The sequence below is a fragment of the Streptosporangium sp. NPDC002524 genome (assembly GCF_040295985.1).
Taxonomy (GTDB): domain Bacteria; phylum Actinomycetota; class Actinomycetes; order Streptosporangiales; family Streptosporangiaceae; genus Streptosporangium.
Window position 1 is genome coordinate 497,446 of the sequence record NZ_JBEOWK010000002.1, and the last position, 23,467, is coordinate 520,912.

At 71.5% G+C, this 23,467-nt stretch carries 20 protein-coding genes; 18 read left to right on the forward strand and 2 right to left on the reverse strand.

Annotation, left to right across the window (positions count from 1 at the left end; genetic code table 11):
* Nucleotides 1-130: 130 nt before the first annotated feature.
* The 8 genes from infC (at nt 131) to ABT053_RS04810 (ending at nt 7,734) form a co-directional block, all read left to right on the forward strand.
* Complete coding sequence (gene infC, locus ABT053_RS04775) at nt 131-748, forward strand: translation initiation factor IF-3 (RefSeq protein WP_502991701.1); 618 nt, start codon at nt 131-133, stop codon at nt 746-748.
* 130 nt (nt 749-878) lie between these two features.
* A complete protein-coding gene (gene rpmI / locus ABT053_RS04780; RefSeq protein ID WP_030920046.1) occupies nt 879-1,073 on the forward strand; it encodes a 50S ribosomal protein L35 in 195 nt (64 codons plus the stop codon).
* Nucleotides 1,074-1,097: 24 nt separating this feature from the next.
* Entirely contained in the window at nt 1,098-1,481 is a 384-nt protein-coding gene (rplT, locus tag ABT053_RS04785; protein ID WP_012892552.1) for a 50S ribosomal protein L20, read from the forward strand.
* A gap of 81 nt (nt 1,482-1,562) precedes the next feature.
* A complete protein-coding gene (locus ABT053_RS04790; RefSeq protein ID WP_350967509.1) occupies nt 1,563-2,378 on the forward strand; it encodes a TrmH family RNA methyltransferase in 816 nt (271 codons plus the stop codon).
* A gap of 79 nt (nt 2,379-2,457) precedes the next feature.
* Nucleotides 2,458-3,540, forward strand: a complete 1,083-nt coding sequence (locus ABT053_RS04795) for a sensor histidine kinase (protein WP_350967510.1) — start codon at nt 2,458-2,460, stop codon at nt 3,538-3,540.
* 121 nt (nt 3,541-3,661) lie between these two features.
* A complete protein-coding gene (gene pheS / locus ABT053_RS04800; protein ID WP_350967536.1) occupies nt 3,662-4,711 on the forward strand; it encodes a phenylalanine--tRNA ligase subunit alpha in 1,050 nt (349 codons plus the stop codon).
* Entirely contained in the window at nt 4,711-7,293 is a 2,583-nt protein-coding gene (locus ABT053_RS04805) for a phenylalanine--tRNA ligase subunit beta (RefSeq protein WP_350967511.1), read from the forward strand. The genes pheS and ABT053_RS04805 overlap by 1 nt, the downstream gene beginning before the upstream one ends.
* Before the next feature lie 195 nt (nt 7,294-7,488).
* Complete coding sequence (locus tag ABT053_RS04810; RefSeq protein WP_350967512.1) at nt 7,489-7,734, forward strand: hypothetical protein; 246 nt, start codon at nt 7,489-7,491, stop codon at nt 7,732-7,734.
* Between the two features lie 250 nt (nt 7,735-7,984).
* On the opposite strand, the gene ABT053_RS04815 is transcribed toward ABT053_RS04810, so the two are convergent.
* Together ABT053_RS04815 and ABT053_RS04820 are read right to left on the reverse strand one after the other, a co-directional pair.
* Nucleotides 7,985-9,289, reverse strand: coding sequence for an MFS transporter (locus ABT053_RS04815; protein ID WP_350967513.1), 1,305 nt, complete (start codon nt 9,287-9,289; stop codon nt 7,985-7,987).
* A 245-nt stretch (nt 9,290-9,534) separates the two neighbouring features.
* On the reverse strand, nt 9,535-11,196 hold the full coding sequence (locus ABT053_RS04820) for a class I adenylate-forming enzyme family protein (protein WP_350967514.1): 1,662 nt from the start codon (nt 11,194-11,196) through the stop codon (nt 9,535-9,537).
* Nucleotides 11,197-11,488: 292 nt separating this feature from the next.
* On the opposite strand from ABT053_RS04820, the gene argC reads away from it, so the two are divergent.
* The 10 genes from argC (at nt 11,489) to tyrS (ending at nt 22,578) form a co-directional block, all read left to right on the forward strand.
* Nucleotides 11,489-12,511, forward strand: coding sequence for an N-acetyl-gamma-glutamyl-phosphate reductase (gene argC / locus ABT053_RS04825; protein WP_350967537.1), 1,023 nt, complete (start codon nt 11,489-11,491; stop codon nt 12,509-12,511).
* Nucleotides 12,508-13,662, forward strand: coding sequence for a bifunctional glutamate N-acetyltransferase/amino-acid acetyltransferase ArgJ (argJ, locus tag ABT053_RS04830; RefSeq protein ID WP_350967515.1), 1,155 nt, complete (start codon nt 12,508-12,510; stop codon nt 13,660-13,662). Before argC ends, argJ begins: the two co-directional genes overlap by 4 nt.
* Entirely contained in the window at nt 13,659-14,636 is a 978-nt protein-coding gene (gene argB / locus ABT053_RS04835; protein ID WP_350967516.1) for an acetylglutamate kinase, read from the forward strand. Before argJ ends, argB begins: the two co-directional genes overlap by 4 nt.
* Before the next feature lie 56 nt (nt 14,637-14,692).
* Entirely contained in the window at nt 14,693-15,844 is a 1,152-nt protein-coding gene (locus tag ABT053_RS04840; protein ID WP_350967538.1) for an acetylornithine transaminase, read from the forward strand.
* Nucleotides 15,834-16,835 (forward strand): ornithine carbamoyltransferase, encoded by a 1,002-nt coding sequence (argF, locus tag ABT053_RS04845; RefSeq protein ID WP_350967517.1) that lies wholly within the window; start codon nt 15,834-15,836, stop codon nt 16,833-16,835. The genes ABT053_RS04840 and argF overlap by 11 nt, the downstream gene beginning before the upstream one ends.
* 5 nt (nt 16,836-16,840) lie before the next feature.
* On the forward strand, nt 16,841-17,347 hold the full coding sequence (locus ABT053_RS04850) for an arginine repressor (RefSeq protein WP_350967519.1): 507 nt from the start codon (nt 16,841-16,843) through the stop codon (nt 17,345-17,347).
* A gap of 223 nt (nt 17,348-17,570) precedes the next feature.
* The gene (locus ABT053_RS04855; RefSeq protein WP_350967520.1) at nt 17,571-18,779 is read left to right on the forward strand and encodes an argininosuccinate synthase; all 1,209 of its coding nucleotides are present in this window, start codon (nt 17,571-17,573) and stop codon (nt 18,777-18,779) included.
* 32 nt (nt 18,780-18,811) lie between these two features.
* Entirely contained in the window at nt 18,812-20,230 is a 1,419-nt protein-coding gene (gene argH, locus ABT053_RS04860; protein ID WP_350967521.1) for an argininosuccinate lyase, read from the forward strand.
* A gap of 249 nt (nt 20,231-20,479) precedes the next feature.
* Nucleotides 20,480-21,139 (forward strand): DNA-3-methyladenine glycosylase, encoded by a 660-nt coding sequence (locus tag ABT053_RS04865; protein ID WP_350967522.1) that lies wholly within the window; start codon nt 20,480-20,482, stop codon nt 21,137-21,139.
* A gap of 170 nt (nt 21,140-21,309) precedes the next feature.
* Entirely contained in the window at nt 21,310-22,578 is a 1,269-nt protein-coding gene (gene tyrS, locus ABT053_RS04870; protein ID WP_350967523.1) for a tyrosine--tRNA ligase, read from the forward strand.
* Nucleotides 22,579-23,467 lie beyond the last annotated feature (889 nt).

The window sequence follows — 23,467 nt, forward strand, 5'->3', positions numbered from 1 at the left end:
CCTCAACAGGGTGTGCGTTCTACGACCTCCCGGCACGATCGAGCATGTTGCGGCCTCCTCCAGGACGGCCGCGGATCGCAACCTAGGAGGCCCCATCAGCGCCGAGCCCCGCATCAATGACCGCATTCGCGTGCCCGAGGTCCGCCTCGTCGGCCCGAACGGCGAGCAGGTGGGCATCGTCTCCATCGGCGATGCCTTGAAGCTGGCTCAAGAATCCGACCTCGACCTGGTCGAGGTCGCGGCAACGGCCCGCCCGCCCGTGTGCAAGCTCATGGACTACGGCAAGTTCAAGTACGAGTCCGCGATGAAGGCACGCGAGGCGCGCCGTAACCAGGCGTACACCATCATCAAGGAGATCAAGCTCCGGCCGAAGATCGACCCGCACGACTACGAGACCAAGAAGGGTCACGTGGTGCGGTTCCTCAAGGCCGGCGACAAGGTCAAGGTCACCATCATGTTCCGCGGCCGGGAGCAGTCCCGGCCCGAGCTGGGCTTCCGGCTCCTGCAGCGGCTGGCGGAGGACGTGACGGAGCTCGGCTTCGTCGAGTCCCAGCCCAAGCAGGACGGCCGAAACATGATCATGGTGATCGGCCCGCACAAGAAGAAGGCCGAGGCCAAGGCCGAGAAGGCGGCGGCCAAGGCACGGCATGACGAGACCCCTTCGGGTGACGGGTCACCGGCCGACGGCGAGACGCGCGTCAACGACGAGGTGTCCGTCAGCGGAGCGGTGGCGGCTCCGCAGGAGTAACTCGCATAGCCTGGATCGTCAGGTAGTCGCGAGATCAGTCCGAGACCGGGTCCGGTCTCGTAGTCAGGCACGCCCTTGACTTGGGTTACCGGCCCGGGACATCGGCACGATCGAGGGAGAGACGGCTGAGATGCCGAAGATGAAGACGCACAGCGGTGCGAAGAAGCGGTTCAGGCTCACGGGTTCCGGCAAGCTTGTGCGCCGCCGCGCCAACCGTGCGCACTACAACGAGCACAAGCCGTCCACCTTGACGCGTCGTCTCAAGCCCGAGGTCGTGCTCTCCGACGCCGACTCCAAGAAGATCAAGAAGCTGCTCGCTAAGTAACCGCCCCCGGGGAGATAGATACACATGGCACGCGTGAAGCGGGCGATCAACGCCAAGAAGAAGCGCAAGGTCGTTCTCGAGCGGGCGAAGGGCTACCGGGGTCAGCGATCCAGGCTGTACCGCAAGGCCAAGGAGCAGATGCTCCACTCGATGACGTACGCCTACCGCGACCGCAAGGACCGCAAGGGCACCTTCCGCCGTCTCTGGATCCAGCGCATCAACGCCGCTGCCCGCCAGAACGGCATCACCTACAACAGGCTCATCCAGGGCCTGCGGCTCGCCTCCATCGAGGTCGACCGCAAGATCCTCGCCGACCTCGCGGTCAACGACGCCGCCACGTTCGCGACGCTGGTCGAGGCCGCCAAGAAGGCGCTCCCGGCCGACGTGAACGCGCCGGTCGCCGGCTGAGCGAGGCACTGACGACCGTGCGGCCCGCAGCGATATCGCTGCGGGCCGCATTCGCATTCTTGGGGTTCTTGGGGGACGGGCATGGCCGGGTCTGAGCTGACCAACATCAAGTCGCCGCGGGTCAAGGCCGCGCGGCGGCTGACGAAGCGGGCCTTCAGGGACCGCGACCGTTCCTTCCTGGCGGAGGGGCCGCAGGCGGTCCGCGAGGCGCTCGCGCTGGACGGCGTCGTGGTGGAGCTGTTCGCCACGGCCGAGGCCGAGCTGCGTCACGCCGACGTCGTCGGCGCCGCCACCGCCGCGGGGGTGCCGCTGCACCGGGCCAGCGGCGAGGTCATGGCCGAGCTGGCCCAGACCGTCACCCCCCAGGGGCTGCTGGCCGTGTGCCGCTTCGTGCACGTGCCCCTGGACGCCTCCGTCGTCCCCGGCTCCAGGCTGGTGGCGGTGCTGGCCCACGTCCGCGACCCCGGCAACGCGGGCACCGTGCTGCGTACGGCCGACGCCGCGGGCGCCGACTCCGTCGTCTTCACCGACGCCTCGGTCGACCCGTACAACGGCAAGTGCGTGCGGGCCAGCGCCGGAAGCCTGTTCCACCTCCCGGTCAGCACGGGCGTCCCGGTGGCGCGGGCCGTGGAGCACCTGAAGGGGAGCGGGCTGCGGGTGCTCGCCGCCGACGGCGCGGGCGGGCGGACCCTCGACGACGTGGACCTGTCGGGACCGACGGCCTGGATCTTCGGCAACGAGGCGTGGGGGCTTCCCGAGGAGATCCTGAAGCTCGCCGACGAGGTCGTGAGGGTCCCCATCTACGGACGGGCCGAGAGCCTGAACCTCGCGACCGCCGCCGCGGTCTGTCTGTACGCATCTGCCCGTTCTCAGCGCACCGGCGCCGGCTCCACGTGAGGCTCCCGGCCCAGCGAGGCTGCCGTACGGTGCGGGAAACCCGCTATTGTCGGCCATGTAGCGTCGAGGAGGCGGGGTCGTGCACGGCGAACACACCGGCGAGCGGAGCACCGATGCCGCTTCTGTGATCGACGTCGACGAGCTTCCCGACGGCCTCGTGGTGACCGACGGCGACGGCCACGTGCTCACCGTCAACCGGGCCGCGGCCCTGCTGACCGGTGTCACCCGCGAGCGGGCCACGGGGCGGCACCTGCGCGACGTGTTCTCCTTCCGCGACCACGACGGGCGCGACTGGTGGAAGTGGCTCGACACCTACGGCGGGCTCTCCAGCCGCGCCCGCCAGCCCGAGCTGCCGCTGCGCACCCCCGGCGGCCAGGAGCTGCTGGTGGCCGCCCGCCTGGTGCGCGAGCCCCGGCGGGGCGGGGAGGTCGTCCGGGTGGTCATCACGCTGCGCGACGCCGGGGCCCGCGCCCGCCTGGAGCGCAGCCGCGCCGACCTGGTCTCCACCGTCGCCCACGAGCTCCGCTCCCCGCTGACCAGCGTGAAGGGCTTCACCGCGACCCTGCTGGCCAAGTGGACCCGCTTCACCGACGACCAGAAGCTCGTCATGCTGGAGACCGTCAACGCCGACGCCGACCGGGTGACCCGACTGATCACCGAGCTGCTCGACGTCTCGCGCATCGAGTCGGGGAGGCTGGAGATCCACCGCCAGGTGGTCGACGTCCCGGCCAGGATCTCCAGGATCATCGCGGGACGGGTGGCGGCGGGGGAGCCGGAGGACCGCTTCGTGCTCCAGGTGCGCGGCGAGCTGCCCGAGACCTGGCTCGACCAGGACAAGATCGACCAGGTGCTCGCCAACCTGATGGAAAACGCGGTGCGTCACGGGCGCGGTACGGTGACAATAGTCGTCGAGCCGAGCGAATGGGGAGTGGCCGTGTCCGTCCGCGACCAGGGGGAGGGCATCCCGCCCGAGCTGGTCACGCGCGTCTTCCGGCAGTTCTGGCGGGGCAACGCCCGCCGCCGCGGCGGCACCGGGCTCGGCCTGTTCATCGTCAAGGGGCTGATCGAGGCGCACGGCGGCACCATCTCCGTGCAGCGCGGGCCCGAGGGCGGCGCCGAGTTCCGATTTATGGTGCCCACCGGCACCCCCGACTTCGCCTGATCGCGAATGTCGGCCCGGTGGGCTCATCCGACTAGACTCATGGCCGCTCAAGCCCTGGATTCGGAGCTCTCTCTTGTCAAACTACGACCCGGTCGAGGTGACCCCGCTGCACGCCGACGAGATGGCGCGCATGCGGGCCGAAGCGCTCGACGCCGTCAAGGCGGCGCGCGACCTCGAAGAACTCAAGCAGGTGCGCCTCGCGCACGCCGGTGACCGCTCACCGATCGCCCTGGCCAACCGCGAGATCGGCGCGCTGCCCCCGGCGGCCCGCTCCGAGGCGGGCAAGCGCATCGGCGGCGCCCGCAAGGCGGTCGCCGACGCCCTCGCCGAGCGGCAGGCGCAGCTGGAGGCCGAGCGTGACGAGCGGGTCCTCGTCGAGGAGACCGTCGACGTCACGCTGCCCTCCGCCCGCGCGTCCCGAGGCGCCAGGCACCCGCTGACCACCCTCCAGGAGCGCATCGCCGACGCCTTCGTCGCGATGGGCTACGAGGTGGCGGAGGGCCCCGAGCTGGAGGGGGAGTGGTTCAACTTCGACGCGCTGAACATCTCCGCCGACCACCCGGCGCGCTCGGAGCACGACACCTTCTTCGTGGAGTCGGTCGACTCCGGCAAGGTGCTGCGCACCCAGACCTCTCCCGTCCAGATCCGGGCACTGCTCGGCAGGGAGCTCCCGGTCTACGTGATCTCGCCGGGCAAGGTGTTCCGCACCGACGAGCTCGACGCCACCCACACCCCGGTCTTCCACCAGGTCGAGGGCCTGGCGATCGACGAGGGCCTGACCATGGCCCACCTCAAGGGCACCCTCGACCGGTTCGCCGAGGTCATGTTCGGCGAGGGCATCACCACCCGGTTCCGCCCCAACTACTTCCCGTTCACCGAGCCCTCCGCCGAGATGGACCTGAAGTGCTTCGTCTGCCGGGGCGCCTCCGCGGTGCCCGGCAACCCGCCCTGCCGCACCTGCAGGTCGGAGGGCTGGATCGAGTGGGGCGGCTGCGGCATGGTCAACCCGAGGGTGCTCATCGCCTGCGGCGTCGACCCCGCCCGCTACAGCGGCTTCGCCTTCGGCATGGGCGTCGAGCGCACCCTGATGTTCCGCCACAACGCCGAGGACATGCGCGACATGGTCGAGGGAGACGTCCGCTTCACCCTTCCGTTCGGAATGGAGGTCTGATGAAGGTCCCGCTTTCATGGCTGCGGGAGTACGTCGATCTCCCCGCCGTCACGGCGCACGAGATCGCCGAGAAGCTCACCGCCGCCGGGCTCAAGCTCGAGTCCGTCATCTCCTACGGCCACGACATCAAGAACGTCGTCGTGGGCGAGGTGATCTCCATCGAGACGCTGGAGGGGTTCAAGAAGCCCATCCGGCACTGCCAGGTCGAGGTGGGGGAGGCCGCGCCGCGCGAGATCGTCTGCGGCGCGACCAACTTCGAGGCCGGTGACCGCGTCCCGGTCGCGCTGCCCGGCGCCGTGCTGCCCGGCGGATTCGAGATCGCCTCGCGCAAGACCTACGGGCGGCTGTCCGACGGCATGATCTGCTCGGAGGCGGAGCTCGGCGTGGCCGACTCCTCGCCCGGCATCCTCGTGCTGCCCGCGGGCACCCCGATCGGCGCGGACGTGGTCGAGCTGCTCGGCCTGCGTGACGACGTGATCGAGCTGGAGATCACCCCCGACATCGGTTACGCCCTCTCCATCCGGGGGGTGGCCCGCGAGGCCGCGACCGCCTTCGACTCGGCGTTCGCCGACCCCGCCGACGTCTCCCCGCCCGCCGAGGACGGTCCGTCCTACCCGGCCTCGATCGCCGACCCGACGGCCTGCGACCGCTTCGTGCTCCGCGAGATCCGCGGGTTCGACCCGTCCGCGCCGAGCCCGCTGTGGATGCGCGCGCGGCTGTCGCGGGCCGGCATGCGCCCGGTCTCCCTCGCCGTCGACGTCACCAACTACGTCATGCTGGAGCTCGGCCAGCCGCTGCACGCCTTCGACGCGGCCAGGCTGACCGGCGAGATCGTGGTACGCAGGGCCGAGCCGGGCGAGACGCTGGAGACGCTCGACCACGTGGTCCGCAAGCTCCACCCCGACGACATCCTGATCACCGACGGGTCGGGCGCGATCTCGATGGCCGGCACCATGGGCGGCCTGCACACCGAGATCTCCGACGCCTCCGCCGACATCGTGATCGAGGCGGCCCACTTCTCCGCCAGCGGCACCGCCCGCATGTCGCGCCGGCACAACCTGGTCAGCGAGGCCTCCAAGCGCTTCGAGCGCGGCGTCGACAGGGAGCTGCCGCTGTACGCCTCCTGGCGCGCGGCCCGGCTGCTGGCCGAGCTCGGCGGCGGCACGATCCAGCCGGGCGTCACCCACGCCGAGGTGGCGGTCGAGCCGGTCCGCGTCGCCGTCCCGAGCGACTACCCCGGCCGGGTCGCGGGCACCGCCTACGACCGTGAGACGGTGATCCGCCGCCTGGAGCAGGTCGGCTGCACGGTCGAGAGCACCACCGAGAGCGCCACCGCCGGGACCGGCCCGGTGACGGGCGGCACGGCCGGCGGCACCGCGGCCACCGGCGACGCCGCCTCCGCCGGGATCGCCGCGAGGCTCGCGGTCACCGGTGACGACATGCTGGCGGTCACCCCGCCCACCTGGCGGCCCGACCTGACCGACCCGAACGACCTCGCCGAGGAGGTCATCAGGCTGGAGGGCTACGAGAACCTGCCCTCGATCCTGCCCGCCGCCCCCGCGGGCGCCGGTCTCAGCGAGAGCCAGCGCCTGCGCCGCCGGGTCGGCCGCGCCCTCGCCGCCGCGGGCTACGTCGAGATCCTCGCCTACCCGTTCAACGGGGAGCGCGACTTCGACAACCTGCAGCTGCCCGCCGGTGACGCGCGCCGCCTGGCCGTACGGCTGGCCAACCCGCTCAGCGAGGACGAGCCGCTGATGCGGACGACCCTGCTGCCCGGCCTGCTCAAGACGCTGGTCCGCAACGTGGGCCGGGGCTTCGGCGACGTGGCGCTCTTCGAGGCGGGCCTGGTCTACCGGCCCTCCTCCGGCGCGCCCGCCGTCGCCCCCGTGCTGGGCGTCGACCGCAGGCCGACCGCGGAGGAGCTCGCCTCGATCGAGTCCGCGCTGCCCGCCCAGCCGCTCCGGGTCGGGGCGGTGCTGGCCGGGGAGTTCGAGCCGTCCGGCTGGTGGGGCAGGGGGCGCGCGGCCGGCTGGGCGGACGCCGTCGAGGCGGCCCGGGTGGTGGCCGCCGAGGCCGGGGTCACCCTCGACGTCCGCGCCGACCGGCACGAGCCCTGGCACCCGGGCCGCTGCGCCGCGCTGTACGCCGGTGACGTGCTCGTCGGCCACGCCGGTGAGCTGCACCCGCGCGTCGTCGAGGCCTACGGCCTGCCGCCGCGCACCTGCGCGATGGAGCTGGAGCTGACCCGGCTGGAGCCGCTGGCCGCGGGTCCGCCGCAGGCCCCGGCGATCTCCGCGTACCCCGTCGCGGGCCAGGACGTCGCGCTCATCGTCGACGCGGCGACCCCGGTGGCCGCCGTGGAGGCGGCGCTGCGCGAGGGCGCGGGCCCGCTGCTGGAGTCGATCCGGCTGTTCGACGTCTACACCGGGGCCCAGGCGGGCGAGGGCAAGAAGTCCCTCGCCTACTCGCTGCGCTTCCGGGCGCCCGACCGGACGCTCACCGTGGAGGAGACCACCGCGGCCCGCGACGCGGCCGTGGCCCTGGCCGGGGAGCGCACCGGGGCGCGGCTGCGCGGCGTCTGACCGGTTCACGAGGGGCCCGGGGCGTGTCCCGGGCCCCTTTTCGCCGTACCGGGCCGGAATGTCGCGGTACGGACGGCCGGGAGGTTCGCGGTCCGGGTGGATTCCCCTTCAGGAGGCGACGATGACGTACCCGCCGGTCGCTCGGGGCGGGCCGTCCGCCCGGGGCGAAGGAGCGCCTTTCCCCGGGAGGGGGCGATGAGGCATCTGCTGGTGTTCGCCGAGCGCGACGACGCCGAGGAGGTCGCCGAGACCGTGGCCGGGGAGTTCCCGCTGGTCGGCGTGCCCGCGGTGGTCAGGGAGACCCTCGCGGGCGAGGACGACGCCGAGGACGCCCAGTGGCTCGTGGTGGTCGAGGACCCCTCCGGCGCGCTGCCTCCGGAGGGCGTGGCCCGCCTGGAGGCGCTGGCCGAGGAGTACGAGGGCTGGCGCGAGAGCGGGTGAGACGCGGCCTCGTCCGGCGGACTCTCGCGCGGAGAGGTGAGCCCGTGACGGTCGGGCAGAGCGGGGAAGTTCGCCGCGGGCGGCGGAACGTCCGGGTGGAGCGGTGAGCGGGGGATGCCCGGGCGGTGCGGCCGGAGCCCGCCCCGGGCGGTGGTGAGCGCTGCCCCCCGGGGCCGGACCCTAGAGCCGGTCGATCCTCGTCAGGTCGATGTCAACGTCGAATCCGTGAGGGGGGTTGCCGGTGCCCGTGTCAGGCGCGGGCGGCCTGCTCGCGGCGGGCGCGCTCCCTGATCGCGTGCTCGTCGACGCGGGCGTCGTAGGTGCGGAAGTTCGGTAGCAGGGCGGCCATCGCGGCCACCGCGCCGACGCACAGCAGGCCGCCGACGCCCAGGGAGAAGCGGGTGCCGCCGATGCCGGCCATCAGACCGGCCCTGGCGTTGCCGAGCATCGGGCCGCTGGTGTACGAGAGCAGCTCGATGCCCGCCAGGCGGCCGCGGAACTCGTCGGGGATGGTCTGGTTCCAGATGGTCGAGCGGAAGACGCCGCTGATCATGTCGGCGGCCCCGGCCACGGCGAGGAAGGCGAAGATGCCCCAGACGCTGGGCATCAGCGCGGCCAGCGCCACCGCCACCCCCCACACGGCCGCAGAGATGATCACGCCGAGGCCGTGCCGGTGCACGTGCGCGGTCCAGCCGGAGGTGACCGAGGCGATCAGCGAGCCGATGGCCGAGGCGGAGTAGAAGAGCCCCAGGGCCTCGTGGGCGCCCAGTTCGTCGGCGAGGAACGGATACAGCGCGGTGGAGAACGCGAAGATCATCGCGGCGATGTCGACCAGGTAGGTGCCCATCAGGTCAGGACGGCCCACGGCGTAGCGGACCCCCTCGACCAGGGACCTGATCGAGGCCGCCTGGGTGTCCTCCGGGCGCGGCTGGGCCCGGACCATCCAGAGCAGGACCAGGGACGCCAGGAAGGTCACCACGTTGATGCCGTACGCGACGGCGACGCCGAACCAGGCCGCGATCAGGCCGCTGAGGCCCGGGGCGACGATGGCGCCCAGGTTCCACCGGAAGGCGCCGAGGGCGGCGGCCGCGGTCAGCTGGTCGTGCCTGACCACGCGCGGCATCAGCGACTCCAGGCTGGGCCGCTGCAGGCTGCCCAGGCCGGCCGAGAGGGCGCCGACCACGTACAGCACCCAGACCTGCGGGTTCGGCAGCAGCGCGTTGACGGTCAGGATCGCGACCGTGACGCAGAGACCCACCTCGGTGAGAAGAATGATCTTGCGCCGGTCGAGGGCGTCGGCGATCGCACCGCCCCAGAGCCCGCACACCACCATCGGGACGAACTCGGCCACGCTGACCAGGCCGACCGCCAGGTAGGAGCCGGTGAGCTCCTTCATCTGCAGCGGCACCGCGACCAGCGTCAGGAAGGTGCCGAACATCGTGATGACGCCGGAGCCGAAGAGCAGCCGGAAGTCGCGCGAGTCACGGAGGGGGCTGAGATCCATCGCCAGACGGCGGAGCAGGGTCTTGATCGGTCGATCGGCGTTTTCCGGCACGAACAGCTAGTTTCGATGGTGATCTACGTGAAGGCAAATCATTTTCCGGCAGGTCACCGGCACGTCACCGGCAGCTCGTCGCGGGCGTCCGGCGTGAAGAGACCCTCCCGGCGCCGGACGCCCGCGGGAGACGGGTGACGGGGCGACCGGGAGGGGTGACGTTCTCCGGCGGCGATGACGACGACGGTGGCGGCCACGGCGACGGGGACGCGAGGGGACGAGTCGGGGAGTGTCGTCCGCGGGCCTCAGGGGCCCAGGACCTCCTGGCGCAGCCGGGTCTTGAGGATCTTGCCGCCGGGGTTGCGGGGAAGTTCCGTCTCGCGTGCCCAGAACCTGACCGGCACCTTGAAGTGGGCGATCCGCTCGCTCAGGAAGGCCCGCAGCTCCTCGTCGGTGACCGGGGACGACAGCCGGACCACCGCGCCGACCTCCTCGCCCAGCTCGTCGTGGGGGATCCCGATCACCGCGGCGTCCTCGACCGCCGGGTGCTCGAACAGGGCGGCCTCGACCTCGGCGCAGTAGACGTTCTCGCCACCGCGGATGACCATGTCCTTGGCCCGGTCCACGATGAACACGAACCCGTCCTCGTCCACCCTGGCCAGGTCGCCGGTGTGCAGCCAGCCGCCGACGAAGGTCTCCGCGGTGGCCTCGGGCCGGTTCCAGTAGCCCAGGATGACGTTCGGGCCGCGCAGGCAGAGCTCGCCGACCGTGCCTGCGGGCAGCTCGCCGCCGAGGGGGTCGGCGATCTTCACCTCGACCACGGCCATCGGCAGGCCGATGCTGTCGGGCTTGGCCAGGTAGTCGGCCCCGGCGTTGCTGATGGCGAGGGCGGTGGTCTCGGTCATGCCGTACCCGTTGGAGGGGGCGCGGTTGGGCAGCTGCTCGGTGATGCGCTCCAGCAGCTTCGGCGGGGCGGGGGCGCCGCCGTACCCGAGGCCGCTGAGGCTGGAGATGTCGTACTTGTCCAGGTCGGGGTGGGACAGGAGCTGCCACACGTTGGTGGGCACGCCGGTGAGCCCGGTGATCCTCTCGCGCTCGATCAGCTCCAGCGCGCGGCCCGGGTCCCACTTGTACATCAGCACCAGGCCGCCGCCGGTGAACATGGTGGTGGTCATCACCGCGAAGCAGCCGGTGACGTGGAAGAGCGGCACGGTGAGCAGGGTGACGCGGCGCTGCCCGGCCGCGTCGCCCGGGTCCTTGCCCGCCTTGATCACGGCGCGGTACAGGCCGTAGGCGACGGTCATCGGCGACTGGCCGAGGTTGCGGTGGCTGCCGAGCGCGCCCTTGGGGCGGCCCGTGGTGCCGGAGGTGTAGAAGATCGTCGCGGGGTCCTCGGGGGAGAGTTCGACCGGGGGCAGCGTCACGTCCGCCTCCACCTCGCCCAGCACGTCCGCGAAGGAACGGGCGCCCGCGGGCGTCTCCCCCCGGGTCACGATCAGCGCCGGGGCCAGGTCCGCGAGCCCGGCCGCCCGCTCGCCGTCGGCGATCAGCACCTTGGCCCCCGAGTCCGACAGCCCGTACTCCAGCTCCTGCGGCGTCCACCACGCGTTGAGCGGCACGGCTATCGCCCCGGCGGCCAGCGCGGCCGAGAAGGCGATCACCCACTCGGGATAGTTGCGCATGACGATCGCCACCCGGTCGCCCTTGACCACGCCGTACTCGTCCACCAGCCGCCGCGCGAGCGTGGCGGCCCGCCGGAAGTGCTCCTCGTAGGTGATGCGCTCGTCCTCGTAGGTGAGGAAGACCTTGTCCCCGTGGAACCTGCTCGTCTCCAGGAGGGCCCGGAAGTCGCGGGGCGCGTGCTTCCAGGTTCTGACGGTCCCGCCGTGGCTGAGGACCTCTTCCGTCTCGAAAAGCTGCCCCGGGGCGGTGAGCTGGGCCTGGACCTGGGCGTGGGTGACAGTCATGCGTTCGTACTCCCGGAGGTGGAGGGGCCGGAACCGTCACGATACCGACCGGTAGGTACGCGCAACAGTGCCGAAACATGACCGATGGTCTCGTGTCCTCGTTCGCGAGCCGATCGTGCCCCTGTTCACGAGCCGATAAAGCATGGTCTTCATGGTTTTTCCGCCGCGTGATGTACTTCTGGACAGCCGGGCCCGCGTCTTATCGGCTTGCATGGCAATCCTCCGCGATGCATAATCTTTCTAGTAAGTCCATGAGCAACAATGCATAAGCATGCAGACAACGGGGGGACGGATGAGAGCGGCGATCGCGGGTGCCAGCGGCTACGCCGGAGGTGAGCTCCTGCGCCTGCTGCTGTCCCACCCCGGCATCGAGATCGGCGCGCTGACGGCGGCGTCGAGCGCGGGCACCGCCCTCGGGGCCCACCAGCCACACCTGGCCCCGCTGGCCGGGAGGATCCTGCAGGAGACCAGCGCCGAGACCCTCGGCGGCCACGACCTCGTCTTCCTCGCCCTGCCGCACGGCCAGTCGGCCGCCGTCGCCGAGCAGCTCGGCGACGGCGTCCTCGTGGTCGACTGCGGCGCCGACTTCCGGCTCGCCGACCCCGCCGCCTGGGAGCACTTCTACGGCGGCGCCCACGCGGGCACCTGGCCGTACGGGCTGCCCGAGCTGCCGGGGCGGCGCGAGGAGCTGCGCGCCACCCGCAGGATCGCCGTGCCGGGGTGCTACCCGACGGCCGTCACCCTGGCCATGTTCCCCGCCTTCGCCGCCGGTCTCGTCGAGCCCGACGTGGTGGTGGTCGCCGCCAGCGGCACCAGCGGGGCGGGCAGGGCGCCCAAGCCGAACCTCCTGGGCAGCGAGGTGATGGGCTCCGCCAGCGCGTACGGCGTCGGCGGCGTCCACCGCCACACCCCCGAGATGGAGCAGAACCTCTCCCCGCTGGCGGGCGGGCCGGTCACCGTCTCCTTCACCCCCGTGCTCGTGCCGATGAGCCGCGGCATCCTCGCCACCTGCACCGCCCCCGCCAGGCCCGGCCTCACCCAGGCGGTCCTGCGCGAGGCCTACGAGGTCGCCACCAAGGACGAGCCGTTCCTGCGGCTGCTCCCCGAGGGCCAGTGGCCCGCGACCTCGATGACCCTCGGCGCCAACACCGCCGCCCTCCAGGTCGCCCTGGACGAGCGCGCGGGCCGCGTCGTCGCCGTCGTCGCCATCGACAACCTCACCAAGGGCACGGCCGGCGGCGCGATCCAGAGCGCCAACCTCGCCCTCGGCCTGCCGGAAGAGCTCGGCCTTCCTCTCAACGGAGTCGCCCCATGAGCGTGACCGCCCCTCTCGGCTTCCGCGCGGCGGGTGTCGCCGCCGGGATCAAGTCCAGCGCCGAGCGCGACCTAGCGCTGATCGTCAACGACGGTCCCTCGCGCGCCGCCGCCGGGGTCTTCACCAGCAACCGGGTGAAGGCCGCGCCGGTCCTGTGGTCCGCGCAGGTGCTGGCCGGGGGCCGGGTCCACGCCGTCGTCCTCAACTCCGGCGGCGCCAACGCCTGCAACGGGCCGCTCGGCTTCCAGGACACCCACGCCACCGCGGAGAAGGTGGCCGAAGCCCTCGGAGACTCGGCCGGGGAGGTCGCGGTCTGCTCCACCGGGCTGATCGGCGAGCGGCTGCCGATGGACCCGCTGCTGGCCGGGGTCGACCTCGCGGTCTCCCAGCTCGCCAGGGACGGCGGCCTCGCCGCCGCCGACGCCATCCGCACCACCGACACCGTCTCGAAGATCTCCTTCAGGAAGGGCGCGGGCGGCTACATGGTCGGCGGCATGGCCAAGGGCGCGGGCATGCTCGCCCCCGGCCTCGCCACCATGCTGTCGGTGATCACCACCGACGCCGACCTGCCCGCCGACCAGCTCGACGCGGTGCTCCGCAAGGTGACGCGGGTCACCTTCGACCGGCTCGACGCCGACGGCTGCATGTCCACCAACGACACCGTGCTGCTGCTGGCCAGCGGCGCCTCCGGAGTCGTCCCCGACCTCGCCGAGTTCGAGCAGGTCCTCCTCGCGGTCTGCGCCGACCTCGCCCGCCAGCTGCTGCTGGACGCCGAGGGCGCCTCCAAGGCGATCGCCATCGAGGTCGTCGGCGCCGCCTCCGAGGACGACGCGGTCACCGTCGGCCGAGCCGTCGCCCGTTCCAACCTCTTCAAGTGCGCCATGTACGGTGAGGACCCCAACTGGGGCCGGGTGCTGTCGGCCGTCGGCACCACCGACGCCGTCTTCGAGCCCGACCGGCTCAACGTGGCCATGAACGGCATCTGGATCTGCCGGGGCGGCGCCGTGGGCGACGACCGCTCCAAGGTCGACCTCACCCCGCGCGAGGTGACGATCATCATCGACCTGTCGGCGGGACCGCACTCGGCGACGATCCACACCACCGACCTCACCACGGTGTACGTCCACGAGAACTCGGCGTACTCCTCATGAGACGCGCTGAGACGAGACGGGCCGAGGCCCTGAAGAAGGCCGCCACGCTGATCGAGGCGCTGCCCTGGCTCGCGAGCTTCCACGGCGCGACCGTCGTCATCAAGTACGGCGGCCACGCGATGACCGAGGAGCACCTGCGCGAGAAGTTCGCCGCCGACGTCGTCTTCCTGCGCTATGCCGGGCTCAAGCCGGTGATCGTGCACGGGGGAGGACCGCAGATCAACGCCCAGCTCGACCTGCTCGGCATCGAGTCCACCTTCACCGCCGGGCTCAGGGTCACCACCCCCGAGGCCATGCAGGTCGTCAGGATGGTCCTCGTCGGCCAGGTCAACCGCGACGTGGTCGGCCAGATCAACCGGCACGGGCCGTTCGCGATCGGCATGTCCGGCGAGGACGCCCACCTGTTCACCGCCGTACGCAAGCACGCCCTCGTCGACGGCGTCGGCGTCGACATCGGCCAGGTCGGCGACATCGTCAGGGTCGAGGCCGGAGCCGTGCGGGCCCTGCTGGACGACGGGCGGATCCCGGTGGTCTCCTCCATCGCGCGCAGCGAGGACGGCACCGTCTACAACGTCAACGCCGACACCGCCGCCGCCGCGCTCGCCGTGGCGCTCGACGCGTCCAAGCTGATCATCCTGACCGACGTCGAGGGCCTGTACCGCGACTGGCGCCCCGACGCCGACGAGAACGAGATCATCGAACAGCTGTCGGCCACCGAGCTGGAGAAACTCCTGCCGGGACTGTCCAGCGGCATGATCCCCAAGATGGAGGCGTGCCTGACCGCCGTCCAGGGCGGCGTGCCACGGGCCCACGTGCTCGACGGCAGGGTGCCCCACTCGGTGCTGCTGGAGGTCTTCACCGACGAGGGCGTAGGAACCATGGTGCTGCCGGACGCCCCCGAGGCGGCCGCCGCGCCCGAGCCGGTCAGGCGGCGGCCCGAGGCCCCCGCCCAGCTGAAGGAGAACCACCAGTGAGCCCGCAGGACAGCCCCGCAGGAGAGGCGCTCGCCAGGCGCTTCGAGGCCGCCTTCATGCCCAACTACGGCGTGCCCCCGGTGGCGCTGGCCCGCGGCGAGGGCGCGAGGGTCTGGGACGCCGACGGCCGCGAGTACCTCGACCTGATCGGCGGCATCGCGGTCAGCTCGCTCGGCCACGCCCACCCCGCCCTGGTGGAGGCCGTCTCCCGGCAGGTCGCCACGCTCGCCCACACCAGCAACCTCTTCCTGCACGAGCCCGAGGTGCTGCTCGCCGAGCGCCTGCTCGGCCTGCTCGGCGCCCCGGCCAGGGTGTTCCTCAGCAACTCCGGGACCGAGGCCAACGAGGCCGCGCTGAAGCTCTCCCTCAAGTACGCCAAGGCGAACGGCCGCACCTACTTCGTGGCCGCGGAGAACGGCTTCCACGGCCGCACCCTCGGCGCGCTCGCCCTCACCGGCAAGCCCGCCATCCGCGACCAGTTCGGGCCGTTCTCGATCGATGTCCGCTTCGTCCCGTACGGCGACGCCGACGCCCTCAAGAGCGCGGTCACCGGAGAGTGCGCCGCGGTCTTCCTCGAACCCACCCAGGGCGAGGCCGGGGTCGTCCCCCCGCCCGAGGGCTACTTCACGGCCGCCAGGGAGATCTGCGACGCCACCGGCGCGCTGCTGATCGCCGACGAGATCCAGTCGGCGATCGGCCGCACCGGGCACTGGTTCGCCCACCAGCACGAGGGCGTCGTGCCCGACGTGCTCACCCTGGCCAAGGGCCTCGGCGGCGGCATGCCGATCGGCGCCTGCGTCGGCTTCGGCGCGGCGGGCACCGTCTTCGCCCAGGGCGACCACGGGTCCACCTTCGGCGGCAACCCCGTCTCGGCCGCCGCCGCGCTCGCCGTGCTCGACACCATCGACCGGGACGGCCTGCTGGAGCGCGCCCGCACCGTCGGCGCCGAGCTCGCCGAGGGCGTCGCCGCGATCGGCCACCCGCTGCTCGCCGGGATCCGCGGCCGGGGCCTGTGGCGGGCCGTCGTGCTGACCGACGCCCGCTCCGCCCAGGTCCAGGCCGCCGCCCAGCGCGCGGGCTTCCTGGTCAACGCCCTCCAGCCCGACGCGGTACGGCTCGCGCCCCCGCTGGTGATCACCTCGGCCCAGGTGGCGACCTTCGTCGCCGCGCTCCCCGCGATCCTCGACGAGGCCGCAGATGCCCAGTAACCACGCCGGACGGGCACACGTCAGGCACTTCCTGAAGGACGACGACCTCTCGCCCGCGGAGCAGGCCCAGGTGCTCGACCTGGCCGAGGCCGTGAAGAAGGACCGCTACGCCTACCGGCCCTTCGAGGGGCCGCAGACCGTCGCCGTCCTCTTCGACAAGCACTCCACCCGCACCCGCGTCTCCTTCGCGGTCGGCATCGGAGAGCTCGGCGGCCTCCCCCTGATCCTCGACGCCGGGTCCTCCCAGATGGGCCGGGGCGAGTCGATCGAGGACACCGCCCGAGTCCTGGAGCGCCAGGTGGGCGCCATCGTGTGGCGCACCTCCGGCCAGGAGCGGATCGAGGCGATGGCCTCGGCGTCCTCGGTGCCGGTGGTCAACGCCCTCACCGACGAGTTCCACCCCTGCCAGATCCTCGCCGACCTGCAGACCGTCAGGGAGCGCTTCGGCAGGACCGCGGGGATCACGCTCGCCTACTTCGGCGACGGGGCCAACAACATGGCCCACTCCTACCTGCTCGGCGGGGCCGTCGCCGGCATGCACGTGCGGGTCGCCGCCCCCGCCGGATACCGGCCCGACCCGGAGATCCTCCGGCGGGCGGCCGAGGTCGCCGCGGAGACCGGCGGCTCGGTCGCCGTCCTCGCCGACCCGGCCGAGGCCGCCGCGGGCGCGGACGTGCTCGCCACCGACACCTGGGTCTCCATGGGACAGGAGGGCAAGGAGCAGCGCATCGCCGACCTCATGCCGTACCAGGTCAACGCCGCGCTGGTGAGCCGGGCGGCGCCCGGCGCCGTCGTCCTGCACTGCCTGCCCGCCTACCGCGACCTGGAGATCACCGCGGAGGTCCTCGACGGCCCGCGGAGCCTGGTGTGGGACCAGGCGGAGAACCGGCTGCACGCCCAGAAGGCCCTGCTGCACTGGCTGGTCGCGGTCGCGGGCCGGGACAGCGGGTACGGCTTCCCGCGCGGCGGCGACGCGTCCGGAGGCGGGTGACCCGCATGACGATCCCGATGACCAAGGTCGCCCGCCAGGCGCGGATCACCGACCTGCTGCAGCGGCAGCCGGTCAGGTCCCAGCCCGAGCTGGCCAAGCTCCTGCTGGAGAGCGGGGTCGAGGTCACCCAGGCCACGCTCTCCCGCGACCTGGATGAACTCGGCGCGCTCAAGCTGCGCGCCGAGGACGGCTCCCTGGTCTACGCCCTGCCCGGGGAGGGCGGCGGCCGGATACGGCTCGCCAGGCTCGGCACCGGCGAGTCCCCGGCCGCGAGGCTCGGCAGGCTCGCGGAGGAGCTGCTCGTCTCCGCCGAGGCCTCCGCCAACCTGGTCATCGTCCGCACCCCGCCGGGCGCCGCCCAGTTCCTCGCCTCCGCCATCGACCACGCCGACTGGGAGTCCATCCTCGGCACGGTCGCGGGAGACGACACGATCCTCGTCATCAGCCGCGACCCGCTGGGCGGGGCGGCGGTCGCCGAAGGACTGCTCCGGCACGCCGACCGACGTATCTAGCCCGCTCACGCGGGCCATCCCCGGCGGCATCCCGCCCGTAACAGCGGTATCCGACAGCCGTGACGGCTGCACCCGACGCCTGTGACGGCTGTACCCGACGCCTGTGACGGCGGTCGTCCGACAGCTGTGACGGCTGTATCCGGCGCCCGTGACGGCGACATCCGACAGCCGTGACGACATCGTCCGGCACCTGTGACCAACAAAGATCTTGGAGATACCCATCATGACCGATCGGGTCGTACTCGCGTTCTCCGGAGGCCTGGACACCTCCGTCGCCATTCCCTTCCTCGCCGAGAAGACCGGCGCCGAGGTCGTCGCCGTCGCCGTCGACGTCGGCCAGGGCGGTGAGGACATGGAGACCATCCGCAAGCGCGCCATCGACTGCGGCGCGGTGGAGTCCGTCGTCGTCGACGCCCGCGAGGAGTTCGCCACCGACTTCTGCGTGCCCGCGCTGCAGGCCAACGCCCTCTACATGGACCGCTACCCGCTGGTCTCCGCCCTGTCGCGGCCGCTGATCGTCAAGCACCTGGCCGCGGCTGCCAAGGAGTTCGGCGGCACCCACGTCTCGCACGGCTGCACCGGCAAGGGCAACGACCAGGTCCGGTTCGAGGCCGGACTGGCCGCCCTGCACCCCGAGCTCAAGGTCATCGCCCCGGCCCGCGACTACGCGTGGACCCGCGACAAGGCGATCGCCTACGCCGAGGAGAAGAACCTGCCGATCGAGACCACCAAGAAGAACCCGTACTCCATCGACCAGAACATCTGGGGCAGGGCCGTCGAGACCGGCTTCCTGGAGGACATCTGGAACGGCCCGATCGAGGACGTCTACGCCTACACCGCCGACCCGGCGCAGCCGCGTGAGGCGGACGAGGTCATCGTCAGCTTCGTCAAGGGCGTCCCCGTCGCGCTGGACGGACGCCACCTCACCCCGTTCCAGGTCATCGAGGAGCTCAACCGCCGCGCGGGCGCCCAGGGCGTCGGCCGCCTCGACATGGTCGAGGACCGGCTCGTCGGCATCAAGTCCCGCGAGGTCTACGAGGCGCCCGGCGCCATCGCCCTGATCACCGCCCACATGGAGCTGGAGAACGTCACCGTCGAGCGCGACCTCGCCCGCTTCAAGCGGTCGGTGGACCAGCGCTGGGGCGAGCTCGTCTACGACGGCCTGTGGTTCTCCCCGCTCAAGAAGGCCCTCGACACCTTCGTCGCCGAGGCCCAGGAGCACGTCACCGGTGAGATCCGGATGACCCTGCACGGCGGCCGGGCCACCGTCACAGGACGCCGCTCCGAGGCGTCGCTGTACGACTTCGGCCTCGCCACCTACGACACCGGCGACACCTTCGACCAGTCCCTGGCCAAGGGCTTCGTCGAGCTATGGAGCCTGCCCTCCAAGATTGCCTCGGCCCGGGACGCCCGGCTGGGCCGATTGGGCTAAGGTCGCGGATTGAATGGGGAGGGAGAACAACGGTGACTGATGGTGGCAAGCCCATGCGGCTGTGGGGCGGCCGGTTCGAGGGAGGTCCGGCCGACGCGCTGACCAGGCTCTCGGTGAGCGTCCACTTCGACTGGCGGCTGGTGCCGTACGACCTGCTGGCCTCGCGCGCGCACGCCAGGGTGCTGCACCGCGCGAACCTGCTGAGCGACGACGAGCTGGAGCGCATGATCGGCGCCCTGGACGACCTGGAGCGCGCCTGCAAGGAGGGCGAGTTCCGGCCGACCGTCGCCGACGAGGACGTCCACACCGCGCTGGAGCGCGGCCTGCTGGAGCGCCTCGGCACACTCGGCGGCAAGCTTCGGGCCGGGCGCAGTCGAAACGACCAGGTCGCCACCGACCTGCGGCTCTACCTGCGCGACCACGTCAGGCACATCGTGTCCCGGCTGGTGGAGCTGGAGACCGCGCTGATGAGCCAGGCCGAGGAGCACGCCGAGACGGCGGCCCCCGGCATGACCCACCTGCAGCACGCCCAGCCGGTCTCGTTCGGCCACCAGCTCCTGGCGCACGTGCACGCCTTCGCCCGCGACATCGACCGCCTGCGCGACTGGGACCGGCGCGCGGCCGTCTCCCCGCTGGGCGCGGGGGCGCTGGCCGGATCCTCCCTGCCGCTCGACCCGCGGGCCGTGGCCGGGGAGCTCGGCTTCGACTCCGCAGCGCCCAACTCGATGGACGCCGTCGCCGACCGCGACTTCGCCGCCGAGTTCCTGTTCGACGCGGCGATGATCGGCGTGCACCTGTCGCGGCTGGGCGAGGAGATCGTCCTGTGGGCCTCGCAGGAGTTCCGCTGGATCGAGATGGACGACGCCTACTCCACCGGCTCGTCGATCATGCCGCAGAAGAAGAACCCCGACGTGGCCGAGCTCGCCCGGGGCAAGAGCGGCCGCCTCATCGGCAACCTCATGGCGCTGCTGACGACGCTCAAGGGCCTGCCGCTGACCTACAACCGCGACCTGCAGGAGGACAAGGAGCCGGTGTTCGACTCCGTCGACAGCCTGCTGCTCGTCCTGCCCGCGATGGCCGGGCTCGTCGCGACCATGCGCGTCAACACCGCCAAGCTGGAGAGCTCGGCCCCCGACGGGTTCGCGCTCGCCACCGACCTGGCCGAGCTGCTGGTCCGCAGGGGCGTCGCCTTCCGCGAGGCCCACGAGGCGGTCGGGCACCTGGTCGTCTGGTGCCAGGTCAACGACAAGGACTTCGGCGAGCTCACCGACGAGGAGCTGGCCAAGGTATCGCCGCACTTCACGCCCGACTCCCGCGAGGTCCTCTCGGTGCCCGGCGCGCTGGCCGCCCGCAAGGCGCACGGCGGCACGGCCCCCGACCGGGTCCGTGACCAGCTCATCGCGCTGCGCGACATCGTCGACGCCCAGGCCGCCTGGGCGAGCGGAAGCTGATGCCCGGCGCCGGCCGTTCGGCCGCCAGGGGCCTGGGAGCCGGTCGTTCGATCATCGGTGATCTGTACGGTGGTCGTCCGGTCGCCGAGGATCCGTGCGCCGGTCGTCCGGTCGCAGGGGGGCCGGGGGACGGCCGCTTGATCATCGGCGATCCTTGTGGTGGTCGTCCGGCCGCGGGAGGTCTGGGGGACGGCCGCTTGATCGCCGGCGATCCGTGTGGTGGTCGCTCGGCCGCGGGAGGTCCGGGCGATGGCCGCTGACGAGGACGGCGAGGACGGCGGGCGACCGCCCGCCGCGTCCACGCCGCTGGCACGCGACTTCTTCGACCGGCCCGCCCACGAGGTCGCCCCCGACCTGCTGGGACGGGTGCTCGTACACGGGCCGGTCGCGTTGCGGATCACCGAGACCGAGGCGTACGGGGTGCCGGGCGAGGATCCCGCGTCGCACACCTACCGGGGCCGGACACCGCGCAACGCGGTGATGTTCGGCCCACCTGGCCACCTGTACGTCTACTTCACGTACGGCATGCACTTCTGCGCCAACCTCACCTGCCTTCCCGAGGGGGTCGGCTCCGGGGTGCTGCTGCGGGCCGGAGAGGTGATCTCCGGTGTCGAGACCGCCCTGGCCCGCCGGAGCGCGGGAAGCGCCCGTCCCGTCAGGGAAAACGATCTCGCCAGGGGGCCGGCACGACTGGCGGTGGCGCTCGGCCTCACCCGCGAGCACAACGGGCTCGACGCCTGCGGCCCCGGATCACTCTCCGTGGTCGAGGGCGAGCCGGCCAAGGCGCCGTCCGTCCTGTCGGGGCCGCGCACCGGGGTCTCGTCGGGAAAGGAGACGCCTTGGCGTTTCTGGATCGACGGTGATCCCACGGTCTCCCCGCACCGCCCGCACGTCCCGCGCCGCCGGTAGGCCGCGTGCGCCCCGGCGCCCTCGCCTCCCTCCCCGCCGGTCGCCCCTTGCCAGCCGCCCCCGCTGGTCGCCTCGCGGGCGAGGGGGTTTCGAGTGGCGCGAGGGTGCCGTGATCGGGCAGGGTGTACGAGAGCGCTAAATGTCCCTTCGAGCATTGGAAAGCAAGGATCGTGACCGACATTCTGGATGACCTCGCCTGGCGCGGCCTGATCGCGCAGTCCACCGACATCGACGCCCTGCGCGCGGCGATGGCCGAGGGTCCGATCACGGTCTATTGCGGCTTCGACCCGACAGCCCCCTCCCTGCACGTCGGCAACCTGGTCCCGCTGCTGACCCTCACCCGCCTCCAGCGGGCGGGCCATCGGGCCATCGGCCTGGTGGGCGGCGCGACGGGCCTGATCGGCGACCCCAGCGGCCGGAGCACCGAGCGCTCGCTCAACTCCTCGGACGTCGTGGCCGAATGGGTGGCGCGGATCCGCGTCCAGGTGGAGAAGTTCCTCGACTTCTCCGACGAGAAGGCCGGGATCCTCGTCAGCAACCTCGACTGGACCGAGGGCATGTCCGCGATCGACTTCCTGCGCGACGTCGGCAAGCACTTCCCGGTCAACCGCATGCTCGCCCGCGAGTCGGTCTCGGCCAGGCTGGGCGGGGAAGGGCTCAGCTACACGGAGTTCAGCTACCAGATCCTGCAGGCCAACGACTACCTGGAGCTGAACAGGCGCCACGGCTGCACGCTCCAGATCGGCGGCAGCGACCAGTGGGGCAACATCACCGCGGGAACCGACCTCATCCGCCGGGTGACGGGCGGCCACGTGCACGCCCTCACCGTGCCGCTGATCACCAAGGCCGACGGGACCAAGTTCGGCAAGACGGCCGGCGGCGCGGTCTGGCTCAACCCGGAGATGACCTCCCCGTACGCGTTCTACCAGTTCTGGCTGAACGCGGACGACCGTGACGTGGTGAAGTTCCTCAAGATATACAGCTTCCGGTCCCGTGAGGAGATCGAGGGGCTGGAGAAGGCGGCCGCCGAGCGGCCCGCCGGGCGCGAGGCGCAGCGGGCGCTCGCCGAGGAGTTCACCACGCTGCTGCACGGCGCCGACGAGTGCGCCGCGGTGATCGCCGCCTCGGCGGCTCTGTTCGGGCAGGGCTCCCTGGAGGAGCTGCCCGCGCGCACGCTGGGGGAGGCCCTCGCCGAGGTGCCGCGCGCGGAGGTGCCCGCGCTGGGAGCGTCCTTCGTCGACCTGCTCGCCGAGAGCGGCCTGGTGAAGTCGAAGTCGGAGGCACGCCGCGCGGTGAAGGAGGGCGGCGCCTACCTCAACAACGTCAAGGTCACCGACGAGGCGTACGTGCCGTCCGCCGATGACCTGCTCCACGGGCGCTTCCTGGTGCTGCGCCGCGGCAAGCGTTCCGTCGGCGGTGTCGAGATCGTCACGCCCTGATCCATCGTCAGACTCCGATCCTTGATCCTTCGGGATCGTCAGGCCCTGAGTCCTCGTCCGCGCACCGCTCTGCTCTGATGGCTCCTGGTTCCTCGTGATTTTTAGTGATTCTTGGTTCTTCACGGTTCCCGAGTGCCCGGCGGTGGCCGGCGTCGTTCCGGGCTTTCGCGCCATCCTGGCCTTTCACCAGGTCAGCGGCCTGGGCCGGGGCATCTGACGTCCCGGCCCAGGCCGGGACGTCGGCTGTCCCACCACGTAACATTCCGGTAGCAAACGCTCCTGGTTTCCTTAAGGAACTGCGCTGACCTGCGGTTTTGCCAAGCGTGGCTGATTTGACGATGTTCCGAAGGGCGCATAATCTTTCCAATGCCCCGGAGCGAGCCGGACGCCGATCGGCGGACGGGCCCAGGGCCACTCCACCTGAAACGCACCTGAGCGTTCGGACTCCGCGTAGGTCACCGGAAAATCGGTTGATTCGCTGTGGCCTGGATGACACGGTAGCTTCAGGAGGTCGCCTCGGAAGCGAGGCGGGTGGGAATCCTAGCAAGTTTGCAGGTTTTGTGACAAACGGCTGATAGCTAGCAATTTGACACAATCTTGACAGGCCTGTACGGTTTAAATACGAAATGGAACGCCCCGGAGTTCTGCTCGGCTGGTTGGCCGGGTGGGGGTGATGGTGTACGCGTCCGTTTCTTGAGAACTCAACAGTGTGTTAAAAGCCAGTGCATGAAGCACAACCCCGTCCTACCACCTGTTTTTGGGTGGGGGATGGATTCCTTTGGTTGATGACACCTGCTTTTGTGGGTGCTTTCAGCTGGGTGAGGAACTGTTCAGACATTGTTTGGAGAGTTTGATCCTGGCTCAGGACGAACGCTGGCGGCGTGCTTAA